The organism is Arthrobacter sp. NPDC058127 (assembly GCF_042884555.1).
Taxonomy (GTDB): Bacteria; Actinomycetota; Actinomycetes; order Actinomycetales; family Micrococcaceae; genus Arthrobacter.
In genome coordinates, this window is sequence record NZ_JBHVTT010000017.1 from 69,687 (window position 1) to 82,979 (window position 13,293).

The following is a 13,293-nucleotide window of genomic DNA, read 5'->3' on the forward strand; positions in this document are numbered from 1 at the left end:
GACCGGGACAGCAGCAGACAACGCGGCTGCTTGCTGTCCTGTGGCTCCTGGAAAACCCAACTACCAACTGAACAGGACGGTGAGACTGATGGTGGACGCATCAACAGCCAACTCGGAAGAGAATGTGGCCGACGCATTCCTACAGGGCGGAGCTTCGCTCCGCAACGCCCCGGGGCCGTACTTCGGCTCATACGGCGGACGCTGGATGCCCGAGTCCCTCATCGCCGCCCTGGACGAAGTCGAGGACACGTTCGAGAAGGCCAAAGCCGATCCTGAGTTCCTTGCCCAGTTGAAGGACCTCAACAAGAACTACTCGGGCCGTCCGTCGCTACTCACCGAAGCCAAGCGTTTCTCCCAGCACGCCGGCGGGGCGCGCATCTTCCTCAAGCGCGAAGACCTGAACCACACCGGATCCCACAAGATCAACAACGTCCTCGGCCAGGCCTTGCTCGCGAAGCGCATGGGCAAGACCCGTGTCATCGCCGAGACCGGCGCCGGCCAGCACGGAGTTGCCAGCGCCACCGCTGCAGCCTTGCTCGGCCTTGAATGCGTTGTCTACATGGGCGCAGAGGATTGCCGCCGCCAGGCACTCAACGTGGCCCGCATGCAGCTCCTGGGCGCCACCGTGGTTCCCGTGACCAACGGATCACAGACGCTCAAGGACGCCATCAACGACGCCCTCCGCGACTGGGTTTCCAATGTGGACAACACCCACTACCTGCTGGGCACCGCGGCAGGGGCGCACCCGTTCCCGGCGATGGTGCGTTTCTTCCACGAGGTGATCGGGGAGGAAGCCCGCGCCCAGATCCTGGAACAGACCGGCAAACTTCCGGACGCCGTCTGTGCCTGCATCGGCGGCGGTTCCAATGCCATCGGCATCTTCCACAGCTTCCTGGATGACCCCTCCGTGAAGATCTACGGCTTTGAAGCCGGCGGCGACGGTGTCGAAACCGGACGCCATGCGGCCGCGATCACCCTCGGACGTCCCGGCGTGCTGCACGGTGCACGGTCATACCTCATGCAAGACGAAGACGGCCAGACCATCGAGTCCCACTCGATTTCCGCAGGTCTGGACTACCCGAGCGTCGGTCCGGAGCACTCCTACCTCGCGGACATCGGCCGCGTCACGTACGAGCCCATCACGGACACCGAGGCCATGGACGCGTTCCGCCTGCTCTGCCGGACCGAAGGCATCATCCCCGCCATCGAGTCCTCGCACGCCCTCGCCGGTGCCATCAAGGTGGGCAAGCAGCTCACTGAAGGCAAGGAAAACCCGGCCGACACGATCATCATCGTGAACCTTTCCGGGCGCGGTGACAAGGACGTGGAAACGGCCGCGGCATGGTTCGACATGCTGGATGAAAACGGCAACGTCAAGGGCACCACCCTCTCCACGCGCAAGCCCAAGGGACCGTCCGAACGCAGCAACCTTGAGATCAGCACTGAAGAAGCAAGCGAGGACCAGAACTGATGACTGAACAGATGAGCAGCAAGTCCGCAGCCGCGATCGACCGGGCGAAGGCGCAAGGCCGGGCAGCGTTGATCGGATACCTGCCAGCAGGCTACCCGGACGTTCAGTCAAGCATCGACGCCGGCATTGCCATGGCCCGCAACGGTGCGGACCTCATTGAAATCGGCATCCCGTATTCGGACCCCGTCATGGACGGCGCTGTCATCCAGGCTGCAACCACAGAGGCAATCGCCAACGGGTTCCGCGTCGCCAGCGTCTTCGACGTGGTAGCGGGCATCACCGCAGCCACCGACGCCGCCGTGCTGGTCATGACCTACTGGAACCCCGTCATGCGCATGGGGGTCGACGAGTTCTCACGCAGGCTGGCCGAGGCCGGAGGAGCCGGACTCATCACGCCGGACCTCATTCCGGACGAGGCAGCCGAATGGTTTGCCGCATCCGACAAATACGGACTGGACCGGGTGTTCCTCGTGGCGCCCTCGTCTACGCCGGAACGTTTGGCCATGACCGTGGAGGCGAGCCGCGGCTTCGTCTACGCTGTATCCATCATGGGCGTCACGGGAGCCCGCCAGTCCGTCAGCAGCGCCGCGGAAAAAGTTGTGGCAGACACCCATGCGGCTGGCGCCGAGCGGGTGTGCGTCGGGCTCGGCGTCTCCACCGCGGACCATGTCCGCGAGATTGCGGCATACGCCGACGGCGTGATCGTCGGTACCGCCTTGGTTGCGGCCATCCGCGACGGCGGCGTTGACGCCGTCGCGCAACTCACCAAGAACCTCAGCGCCGGCCTCGGCCGGGCAACAGCGCAAGCCCACAACACAGCGCAGGCCTAGAAAAGGAAACGCGTAGACAATGCAGAGTCTCCTCCACGTCGCGGCAATGGCTCCCATGAGCATTCCGAGCCCCTCATGGTCCGGATTTGATATTCCGCTTCCGTGGGGCACTCTCCGCATCCATGCGTACGCCCTGTGCATCCTTCTGGGCATCATCGTGGGCTTGTGGCTCACCGCCGTGCGCTGGAAGCGTCGCGGCACACCCGAAGGCAGCCTGTGGGACATCGCCATCTGGGCTATTCCCTTCGGCATTGTGGGCGGCCGCCTTTACCACGTGATCTCCTCACCGGACGCGTACTTCGGCCCGGGCTTCAACGGCACCGGCGACCTCTCCCTGATCCCGCAGATCTGGCGGGGTGGCCTGGGCATCTGGGGTGCCGTGGTTCTCGGCGTTATCGGTGCGTGGCTCGGCTGCCGCCGCTCCGGCGTCAAGCTCACAGCCTTCCTCGACGCTGCAGCCCCCGGGCTCTTGCTGGCACAAGCGATCGGACGTTGGGGAAACTGGTTCAACCAGGAACTCTTCGGTGGACCCACCACGTTGCCATGGGGCCTCCAAATAGACCCCAACAGCCCCAATTTTCCGGCCGGCATGCCTAGTGACACGCTGTTCCACCCGACGTTCCTCTACGAATCCCTCTGGAACATCATCGGCGTCGTGGTCCTCCTTGTCCTGGACCGCCGCTTCCATTTCCGCCGAGGCAGACTCTTCTGGCTATACGCCATCTATTACACACTTGGTCGGGTCTGGATCGAAGCGTTGCGTATTGACGATGCCGAACAGATCAACCTCTTCGGCATCACTACACGTCTCAATGTATGGACCAGCATCTTCGTCTTCGTCGCGGCGCTCATCATTTTCATCGCACTGAGCCTGCGCGGCAGGCCCGAGCCGGACACGGCGTACCTTCCCGGCAAGGAACCCGCTGCGGTGACCGCCGAAGCGGAGGAGTCCGCCACCGATGTCTCAAGTGCCGGGGACGATGAGACGACTGCTGCCGGTGAGACGAACAGCACAATTGTGACCGGTGCGAAGGGCCATGATACGGACGGATCTGTCTCAGATACCGGTGCTCATGGTAATCTCCGGAATAACCAAAGCGATCTGGGCCATACTGCTGAGCCTACGGAAACGGCCGAGGAGTCACATGCCGGCGTCACGTCGGATTCCGGCTCCGCGTCCACCGAAACCACCGCCAGCAGCGCCCCCGGATCCGGGCCGGAAGCTGGCAGCACCAAGTAGCCAGCGCTACGGCACAGGGGAACCGGGCTACCGCCCAGAGGCCCCCGGCCACAGCGTCGTGGCACCCTTGGCAGTCGCCCGGCAGCACACAGAGGCTCCGCGGTCAAGCTTGGGTCAGGGACATGCGTAACTGTTCGTTGCGTCTTGCCCGCTGACCTACAATTTCAAGTAACTAGCGCTTTGTTATGCCCGTCACACGGCAGGCAAGGTGGGGCCAACGTTGTCCCTTCCATTCGCACGATCTCGAGGAAGGACGTCTTCAATGACCCGTCTTCATAACCCAAGCTGGTCCGAATCAGTCGAACCGCAGGGGGCCATCTCGCCCTTCAAGCGTTTCGCTGCGCTCCCGGAAGCCCAGGGACTCTACAACCCTGAGCAGGAGAAGGACGCTTGTGGCCTGGCCATTATTGCCACGCTGCGTGGTGAACCCGGCTATGACATCGTGGAAGCGGCCCTGACTGCCCTGCGCAATCTTGAGCACCGGGGCGCCGTTGGCGCCGACGAAGGCACGGGCGACGGTGCCGGGCTCCTCATGCAGGTCCCGGACGAGTTCTTCCGGGCCATCACTGAGTTCGAGCTCCCCGCACCCGGCCAGTACGTGGTTGGTACCGCCTTCCTGCCGGCTGAAACCCGCGAAGCAGAGACCGCCAAGGCCGGCATCGAGGCGCTTGCAGCCGATGAGGGCCTGACGGTTCTTGGCTGGCGTGAAGTGCCGGTCGTCGGGGACCTGGTCGGTGCCATGGCCCGAGCCTGCATGCCCTACTTCGCCCAGCCCTTCCTCGCTTCCGCCACGGGCGAAGTGCTCGACAGGAATGAACTCGACTCCCGGGCCTGGCGTGTCCGCAAGCGTGCGCAGAACAAGTTCGGCGTCTACTTCCCGTCGCTGTCCTCGCGCACCATCGTGTACAAGGGCATGTTGACAACCGCCCAGCTGGAGCCGTTCTACCCGGATCTCTCGGACAAGCGCTTCAAGACCAAGCTGGCCATCGTGCACTCGCGCTTCTCGACGAACACCTTCCCGTCGTGGCCGCTTGCCCAGCCCTTCCGCACCATCGCCCACAACGGTGAAATCAACACCGTGAAGGGCAACCGGAACTGGATGCGTGCGCGCCAGTCCCAGCTCGCGAACCCGCTGCTGGGCGATTCCCCGGAGGAGCTGTACCCCATCTGCACCCCGGGCGCATCGGACTCCGCGTCGTTCGACGAGGTTGCCGAGCTGCTCTGGCTTTCCGGGCGGCCCATCACGCACTCGATCATGATGATGATCCCCGAGGCGTGGGAAAACCACGCCACGATGGATCCGGCCCGCCGCGCTTTCTACGAGTACCACTCGCTGCTCATGGAACCGTGGGACGGTCCGGCAGCAGTGTCCTTCACCGACGGCAACCTTGTTGGTGCGACCCTTGACCGCAATGGCTTGCGCCCCGGCCGTTACTGGATCACCGAAGATGGCCTGATCGTCTTCGCCTCCGAGGTCGGCGTGATAGATGTCGAGGCCGCCAAGGTGGTCAAGAAGGGCCGTGTTTCGCCGGGCAAGATGTTCCTGGTGGACACCGAAGCCGGTCGCATCATCGACGACGCCGAGGTCAAGGCCGAGGTGGCCGCGGCCAACCCGTGGGCTGAATGGGTCAAGGACAACTTGATCGACCTCAACGACCTTCCCGAGCGCGAACACGTTCTGCACACGGCTGCGTCCGTGAACATCCGCCAGCGGACTTTCGGGTACACCACCGAGGAATTGAAGATCCTCCTTGGGCCGATGGCCCGCACCGGGGCCGAACCTCTCGGCGCCATGGGCTCCGACACTCCGGTTGCCGTGCTGTCCAAGCGTCCGCGTTTGCTGTTCGACTACTTCGTGCAGTCCTTCGCCCAGGTCACCAACCCGCCCCTGGACGCGATCCGCGAAGAGCTTGTCACCTCGCTGAAGTGTGCCATCGGTCCCAATGGCAACCTTCTCGACGTCGGGCAAGTGCGCCAGCCGCAGATCTCCCTGCCGTTCCCGGTGATCAACAACGATCAACTCGCTAAGATCGCCAACATCGAGAACGCCGACGGCGACAAAGTCGCCATGAAGGTCCGCGGACTGTACCGTCCGGAGGGCGGCGAAGCGGCCCTGCGGAGCCGCCTGACGGAAATCTGCGAGCAGGTTTCCGGCGCGATCAACCGTGGTGTGCAGTACATCGTGCTGTCCGACCGCGACTCCAACGCGCAGTGGGCTCCGATCCCGTCCCTGCTGCTTGTCAGCGCGGTACACCACCACTTGCTCCGCAGCGCCAACCGCACCAAGACCGCCCTGGTGGTCGAGGCCGGCGACGTCCGCGAAACGCACCACGTGGCTGTGCTGGTGGGCTTCGGCGCTTCCGCCGTGAACCCGTACCTGGCAATGGAATCCGTGGAGCAGCTCATCAGCACTGGCGAAGTCGTTGGTGTGACTGCCGAAGACGGCGTCTACAACCTCATCAAGGGCCTCGGCAAGGGTGTCCTGAAGATCATGTCCAAGATGGGTATTTCAACGGTGGCCTCCTACACCGGTGCCCAGACTTTCGAAGCCTTGGGCCTGTCCCAGGACCTCGTGGACGAATTCTTCTCCGGCACGCACTCGCAGTTGGGTGGCGTCGGCCTGGACGTCATCGCCGCCGAGGTTTCCGCGCGCCACCAGATGGCGTACCCGGAAGGCGGCATCGAGCTGCCGCACCGTCCGTTGCTCGGTGGCGGCGAATACCAGTGGCGCCGCGACGGCGAACCGCACTTGTTCAACCCGGAGACCGTCTTCCGCCTGCAGCACGCCACGCGCGAACGCCGCTACGACATCTTCAAGTCCTACACCAAGGGAATTGACGACCAGTCCGAGAACCTCATGACCCTGCGCGGGCTCTTGAAGTTCAAGGACACCCTGCGCCCCGCAGTGCCGCTTGAGGAAGTCGAACCGGTTTCCAGCATCGTGAAGCGCTTCTCCACCGGAGCGATGAGCTACGGCTCGATCTCCAAGGAAGCCCACGAAACGCTCGCAATCGCCATGAACCGGCTGGGCGCCAAGTCCAACACCGGCGAAGGCGGCGAAGACGTGGACCGCCTGCTGGACCCGGAGCGCCGCTCCGCGATCAAGCAGATTGCCTCCGGCCGTTTCGGCGTGACCAGCCTGTACCTGACCAACGCCGAAGACATCCAGATCAAGATGGCCCAGGGCGCCAAGCCCGGTGAGGGTGGCCAGCTGATGGCGCAGAAGGTCTACCCCTGGGTAGCCCGGACCCGCCACTCAACCCCCGGCGTCGGGCTCATTTCCCCGCCTCCCCACCACGACATCTACTCGATCGAGGACCTCGCGCAGCTCATCTACGACGCCAAGCGGGCCAACCCCTCGGCGCGAGTGCACGTGAAGCTTGTGTCCGAAGTCGGGATCGGCACGGTGGCGTCCGGCGTCACCAAGGCGAAGGCCGACGTCGTGCTTGTTTCAGGGCACGACGGCGGAACCGGCGCCTCGCCGCTGAACTCGCTCAAGCATGCGGGTGTCCCGTGGGAGCTCGGCCTTGCCGAGACCCAGCAGACGCTCATGCTCAACGGGCTCCGCGACCGCGTCGTGGTCCAGGTGGACGGCCAGCTCAAGACTGGCCGCGACGTCGTCATCGCCGCCTTGCTGGGTGCCGAGGAGTACGGTTTCGCGACCGCGCCCCTCGTGGTTTCCGGCTGCATCATGATGCGCGTCTGCCACCTCGATACCTGCCCGGTCGGCGTCGCAACCCAGAACCCGGAGCTTCGTTCGCGCTTCACAGGCAAGCCCGAATTCGTGGTCAACTTCTTCGAATTCCTTGCCGAGGAAGTCCGCGAGCTGCTTGCCGAACTCGGTTTCCGCAGCCTCGAAGAAGCCATCGGCCACGCCGAGGTCCTTGACACCCGCGAAGCGGTCGACCACTGGAAGGCCGACGGACTGGACCTGGACCCGATCCTGCACGGACTCGAGTTCGACGACGACGTTCCCTTGCGGAACCTCACCGGCCAGAACCACGAGCTCGACAAGCACTTCGACCAGCGCCTCATCGGCATGGCCGCCGAGGCCTTGAGCGACCGCACGCCGGTGAAGATCGCCGTCGACGTCATCAACACGGACCGTTCCGTGGGCACCATGCTGGGGCACGTCGTGACCAAGACGTTCGGCATCGATGTCCTCGCCACCGACACTATCGACATCACGCTGAAGGGCACCGCCGGGCAGTCGCTGGGCGCCTTCCTTCCGGCGGGCATCACCCTGCGCATGTTCGGTGACTCCAACGACTACGTCGGCAAGGGCCTCTCCGGTGGACGGATCATCGTCCGGCCGGACCGCACCAACGTTTTCCAGGCGGAACGCAACGTCATCGCCGGCAACGTGATCGGTTACGGGGCTACGAGCGGCGAAATGTTCCTTCGTGGCCAGGTGGGCGAACGCTTCCTGGTGCGCAACTCGGGGGCCACCGCCGTCGTCGAAGGCATCGGTGACCATGGCTGCGAGTACATGACCGGCGGCCAGACGCTCATCATCGGCCGCACCGGACGCAACTTCGGTGCCGGCATGTCCGGTGGTACCGCGTACGTGCTGGACCTCCAGCCTGCCCGCGTGAACAAGCAGGCCTTGGATTCCGGCGAACTGCAGCTGCTTGAGCTCGACGACGAGGACCGCACCATCGTCCACGGCCTCCTGGTCAAGCATGTGGAAGAAACCGAATCCGTCCTCGCAGGCCGCTTGCTCGAAAACTTCGATGACACAGCCGCCCGCATCACCAAAGTTCTGCCGCGCGACTACGCCGCAGTCCTGCAAACCCGTCTCGACGCCATCGAAGAGGGCCTTGATCCCGATGGCGAAGAAGTATGGTCTCGAATCCTGGAGGTAACCGGTGGCTGATCCACGCGGATTTCTGAAAGTCCGGCAGCGCGAGACGCAGCCACGCCGTCCCGTTCCCGTCCGCATCATGGACTGGAAAGAAGTCTACGAAGCCCAGGACAAGGGCGTGCTCAAGAGCCAGGCCGGCCGCTGCATGGACTGCGGCGTGCCGTTCTGCCACCAAGGCTGCCCGCTGGGGAACCTCATCCCGGAGTGGAACGACCTTACCTGGCGCGGAAAGGGCGAGGAAGCGATTGAGCGCTTGCACGCGACCAACAACTTCCCGGAGTTCACGGGCCGCTTGTGTCCCGCGCCGTGTGAAGCATCCTGCGTCCTGGGCATCAACCAGCCCGCTGTGACCATCAAGCAGGTTGAAGTTTCGATCATCGACGACGCCTTCGAAAACGGCTGGGTACAACCCCTTCCGCCGACGCGTCTCTCCGGGAAGACGGTCGCCGTCGTCGGCTCCGGCCCCGCGGGGCTTGCAGTCGCACAGCAGCTGACGCGCGTCGGACACACCGTGGCCGTCTACGAGCGCGACGACAAGATCGGGGGACTGCTGCGCTATGGCATCCCCGACTTCAAGATGGAGAAGGAACAGGTCGACCGCCGCGTCGAGCAAATGAAGGCCGAGGGCACCCGCTTCCGCACGGGTGTCGCGGTCGGAAGCGACGTGACCTGGGAGCAGTTGCGCCGCCGGTACGACTCCGTGGTGATCGCCACCGGTGCTACCGTTCCGCGCGACCTTCCCATCCCGGGCCGCGAGCTTGAAGGCATCCACTTCGCCATGGACTACCTGGTGCCCGCCAACCGCGTGGTTGCCGGTGAAACCGTGGAGGGCCAGATCGATGCCAAGGGCAAGCACGTGATCATCCTCGGCGGCGGCGACACCGGCGCCGACTGCCTCGGCACGGCACACCGCCACGGCGCCGCCTCGGTCACCACCCTCGCTATCGGCAAGCAGCCGCCGCTCGAGCGCGCCTCGCACCAGCCGTGGCCGACGTTCCCCACGCTCTTCGAGGTTGCCAGCGCACACGAAGAGGGCGGCGAACGCACCTACCTTGCCTCGACCGTTGAATTTGTCGGCGAAAACGGCAAGCTCACTGGCGTCAAGGTCGCCGAGACCGAGTTCGTGGACGGCAAGCGCCTGCCGAAGGCCGGTACAGAGCGCGTGATTCCGGCCGATCTGGTCTTCCTGTCGCTCGGCTTCACGGGCGCGGAACCTGCCGGTATCACCGAACAGGTCAGCGCAGAATTCGACGGCCGCGGCAACGTGGCCCGAGATGGGTACTACATGACCAACACCGAGGGCGTTTTCGTGGCAGGCGATGCAGGCCGCGGGCAGTCCTTGATTGTCTGGGCGATCGCCGAAGGCCGCGCCTGCGCTGCCGCCGTCGACAAGTACCTCATGGGCAGCACCATTCTCCCCGCGCCGGTGGCTCCCACCGACCGGGCTATATCGGTCCTCTAAGGACCGGCGCACGACGCTTTCCCAACTCCAACTGCAGCACACTACTAGGGTAGGTATATGAGACGCGCAAAAATCGTGGCAACGTTCGGACCGGCAATTTCCAGCTTTGACAACACCCTCGCGGTGCTGGAGGCCGGCGTCGACGTCGCCCGCATGAACATGAGCCACGGCGACTACTCAGTACACGACAACACGTACGAGAACGTCCGCAAGGCTTCCGCCCAGCTCCACAAGCCCGTTGCCATCATGGCCGACTTGCAGGGCCCGAAGATCCGCCTGGGTCGATTTGTCGACGGCCCCCACGAGCTCGCCGTCGGTGACACTTTCACCATCACCACCGAGGACGTCCCCGGTACCAAGGACATCTGCTCCACCACGCTCAAGAGCCTGACCGAAGACGTCAACGTCGGCGACGCACTGCTGATCGACGACGGCAAGGTTGCCTTGCGCGCCATCGAGGTTGACGACGTCAAGGTGGTCGCCACTGTGACCGTCGGTGGCTGGGTCTCCAACAACAAGGGCATCAACCTGCCCGGCGTCGCCGTCAACGTCCCCGCACTGAGCGAAAAGGACGAGGACGATCTCCGCTGGGCCATGAAGCGCGGTGTCGACATGGTCGCACTGTCCTTCGTCCGCGATGCCTCCGACATCAAGCGCGTGCACGAAATCATGGATGAAGAAGGCCGTCGCGTGCCGGTCATCGCCAAGATCGAGAAGCCGCAGGCAGTGGACCAGCTCCACGAAATCATCGACGCCTTCGACGCCATCATGGTTGCCCGTGGCGACCTCGGCGTGGAACTCCCGCTCGAGGAAGTGCCGATCGTCCAGAAGCGCGCCATCGAACTGGCGCGCCGCTGGGCCAAGCCGGTCATCGTGGCCACCCAGGTTCTCGAATCGATGATCGACAACCCGCGCCCGACCCGCGCCGAGGCTTCGGACTGCGCGAACGCAGTGCTGGACGGCGCCGACGCAGTCATGCTCTCCGGCGAGACCAGCGTGGGCAAGTACCCGATCGAGACGGTCAAGACCATGGCCCGGATCATCGAGTCCACCGAAGAACACGGACTTGAGCGCGTTCCCCCGCTGGGTACCAAGCCCAAGACCCGCGGAGGCGCCATCACGCGTGCCGCCGTCGAAATCGCCGACCAGCTGGACGCAAAGTACATCTGTACGTTCACCCAGTCCGGTGACTCGGCCCGCCGACTGTCCCGCCTGCGTCCCGTCAAGCCGGTATTCGCCTTCACCCCCGTGGAGCACGTCTGGAACCAGCTGGCTCTGACCTGGGGCATCCAGCCCGTCCTGGTCCCCATGGTGGGCCACACCGATGCCATGACGGCCCAGGTGGACCGCAGCCTCCTCGAGATGAAGATCGTCGAGAACGGCGACCTCGTGGTCATCGCTGCCGGTTCCCCTCCCGGACAGGCTGGTTCCACGAACTCGCTCAAGGTGCACAGGGTAGGAGACCTCGCGGACACGTCCCGTGTGGAAGAAGCCGCAGCCCGCAAGGAAAAGCTGGGACCGTGGCCGGAAAAGAAGAAGAAGGCCAAGTCCAAGGCCTGATCTTTCCGCGCTGTTCAGGAGGCTCCGCCGTTTGGCGGGGCCTCCTTTGTCTTGTTTTGCGGCTGGGTGGTTTGCGGGGGCGAGCTGGTTCGGGCGGCGGGCCGCGGGCGCTGTCCCGGGGGCGAGTGGCGGCGTCGGGTTCTGGGGGCACGAAGGACGCCCAGGCGTGTCCGGAGACGACGAAAGGGCGCCGCTTCCCGTGGGAGCGGCGCCCTTCGCGGGTAGTGCTAGTTGACCTGGTTGATGATGGTCTCGGCGACCTCGCGCATGCTGAGGCGACGGTCCATAGAGGTCTTCTGGATCCAGCGGAATGCTTCCGGCTCCGTGAGGCCCATCTTCGTGGTCAGGAGGCTCTTTGCCCGCTCCACAAGCTTCCGCGTGGCGAACTGCTCCTGGAGGTCGGACACCTCGTTCTCGAGGGCCTTGATCTCCTCGTGGCGGGACAGTGCGATCTCGATAGCCGGGATCAAGTCGGCTGGAGTGAAAGGCTTGACGACGTAGGCCATGGCCCCGGCGTCGCGGGCGCGCTCCACGAGTTCCTTCTGGCTGAACGCTGTCAGCAGGACAACGGGGGCGATCCTCGCCTTGACGATCTTCTCCGCGGCGGAGATGCCGTCCATGACCGGCATCTTGACGTCCATGAGGACCAGATCCGGCTTCAGTTCCTCGGCCAGCTGAACGGCCTTCTCACCGTTGTCGGCCTCACCGACAACGTCGTAGCCTTCGCCCTTCAAGATCTCGATGATGTCCAGGCGGATGAGGGTTTCATCTTCTGCGACAACTACTCGGCGTGCCGGCTGGGATGCGGGCTTGGACTCCGTCTGTTCTGACACGGGATCTCCTTCAAGACGTACGGCGGGTTCTCAACCATCTTAGTTGCACCCGGTCGCTGCGTATGATTTATTGCTCGGCCGCGCCGGTTCTGAAAATTAGCCTATCTGCATGTAGAGTAGTTTCGCGCACTGCAACAGGGAGCGTTGAGTTCTGTGAAGAGCTCGACGTCGGTTAGTCTTGTTTCGGTGTTTCCGCGCCCGAGTGGCGGAATTGGCAGACGCGCCGCACTCAAAATGCGGTATCGAAAGGTGTGTGGGTTCGAGTCCCACCTCGGGCACGCATGACCCCTCGTCAGAGGGGTTTTTGCTTTAATGTGTGGACATTGACCCTCTGCGGGTCCCTCTGATGCTGTCCGCGGTCTGTGCCTGGCGCCGCGGTGGCCTGGTCGGTTGTGTGGGTGGCTGGGTCAGGGTTCTGGCTGTTGGCCCCCTGCGCCTGATGGAATCTTGGGTTATGTGTCGTCCTTTTCTGCTGTTTCCGGCAGCCAGTTATTGGCCGTCACTCATTTATCGCCAGAGTTGTAGCGACGACATGACGAAGCCGAATCCTTTCAGAGGACCTTCCTCGGGTAACTGCCCTCTGCGAACCAGGCAATGGGGTTCATCGTGTGTTTGTCCGGCCAAAGGTGGTGTGCACATTGTGCACACCTTTGTGCACGGACGGCTTTTCGACCCGCATTTGATCCTTCCTACGGGTCCTCCGACACCGCTTCACGCAGTTATCTGTTGCAGGCGACATGACGTCGCTGCCTGGATCCTCGGTGTTGTTGGACGTTCCTGTCGGTCAGCGGAAGCGTCTTTCGGCTCTTGGGTTCGATGCCTCGACTGGGTTCAGGTGTGTGGGATCCGGAACTTCTTCCGGGGGCAGTAGCTTCTTGAAGAAGTCCATGTTTCAGGTCGAAGTTCTCCAGTGCTGCTTCGCGGTATATGGCGCAGTACTCATCCGTGAAGAGAGTGTGACCCTCGTCTTCGAACCCAAGCGTCGGCGTCCCACTCGACGTCTGTGCAGTACTCCCGGGGCGGTAGAGTCGAG

The 13,293-nt window shown here is 63.9% G+C and carries 7 protein-coding genes and 1 tRNA gene; 7 read left to right on the forward strand and 1 reads right to left on the reverse strand.

The features are described from left to right. Positions 1–88 precede the first annotated feature (88 nt). The 6 genes from trpB (at position 89) to pyk (ending at position 11,427) form a co-directional block, all read left to right on the forward strand. On the forward strand, positions 89–1,471 hold the full coding sequence (gene trpB / locus ACFVTG_RS19115) for a tryptophan synthase subunit beta (protein ID WP_284752068.1): 1,383 nt from the start codon (positions 89–91) through the stop codon (positions 1,469–1,471). After that, on the forward strand, positions 1,471–2,301 hold the full coding sequence (trpA, locus tag ACFVTG_RS19120; protein ID WP_390282443.1) for a tryptophan synthase subunit alpha: 831 nt from the start codon (positions 1,471–1,473) through the stop codon (positions 2,299–2,301). The genes trpB and trpA overlap by 1 nt, the downstream gene beginning before the upstream one ends. Positions 2,302–2,320: 19 nt before the next feature. Then, the gene (gene lgt / locus ACFVTG_RS19125; RefSeq protein WP_390282444.1) at positions 2,321–3,541 is read left to right on the forward strand and encodes a prolipoprotein diacylglyceryl transferase; all 1,221 of its coding nucleotides are present in this window, start codon (positions 2,321–2,323) and stop codon (positions 3,539–3,541) included. Between the two features lie 262 nt (positions 3,542–3,803). Beyond that, entirely contained in the window at positions 3,804–8,417 is a 4,614-nt protein-coding gene (gene gltB, locus ACFVTG_RS19130) for a glutamate synthase large subunit (protein WP_284752071.1), read from the forward strand. Continuing rightward, the gene (locus ACFVTG_RS19135) at positions 8,410–9,867 is read left to right on the forward strand and encodes a glutamate synthase subunit beta (RefSeq protein WP_284752072.1); all 1,458 of its coding nucleotides are present in this window, start codon (positions 8,410–8,412) and stop codon (positions 9,865–9,867) included. Before gltB ends, ACFVTG_RS19135 begins: the two co-directional genes overlap by 8 nt. Before the next feature lie 57 nt (positions 9,868–9,924). After that, positions 9,925–11,427, forward strand: a complete 1,503-nt coding sequence (gene pyk, locus ACFVTG_RS19140) for a pyruvate kinase (protein WP_284752073.1) — start codon at positions 9,925–9,927, stop codon at positions 11,425–11,427. A 227-nt stretch (positions 11,428–11,654) separates the two neighbouring features. Here the strand turns inward: pyk and ACFVTG_RS19145 are convergent, their stop codons facing one another. Then, entirely contained in the window at positions 11,655–12,260 is a 606-nt protein-coding gene (locus tag ACFVTG_RS19145) for an ANTAR domain-containing response regulator (RefSeq protein ID WP_028266834.1), read from the reverse strand. Positions 12,261–12,456: 196 nt separating this feature from the next. On the opposite strand from ACFVTG_RS19145, the gene ACFVTG_RS19150 reads away from it, so the two are divergent. Next, positions 12,457–12,538 (forward strand) — tRNA-Leu (locus ACFVTG_RS19150). Positions 12,539–13,293 lie beyond the last annotated feature (755 nt).

Coding starts and splice junctions, on each gene's coding strand:
- trpB (WP_284752068.1), top strand. CDS start 89: ATGGTGGACGCATCAACAGCCAACTCGGAAGAGAATGTGGCCGACGCA.
- pyk (WP_284752073.1), top strand. CDS start 9,925: ATGAGACGCGCAAAAATCGTGGCAACGTTCGGACCGGCAATTTCCAGC.
- gltB (WP_284752071.1), top strand. CDS start 3,804: ATGACCCGTCTTCATAACCCAAGCTGGTCCGAATCAGTCGAACCGCAG.
- trpA (WP_390282443.1), top strand. CDS start 1,471: ATGACTGAACAGATGAGCAGCAAGTCCGCAGCCGCGATCGACCGGGCG.
- lgt (WP_390282444.1), top strand. CDS start 2,321: ATGCAGAGTCTCCTCCACGTCGCGGCAATGGCTCCCATGAGCATTCCG.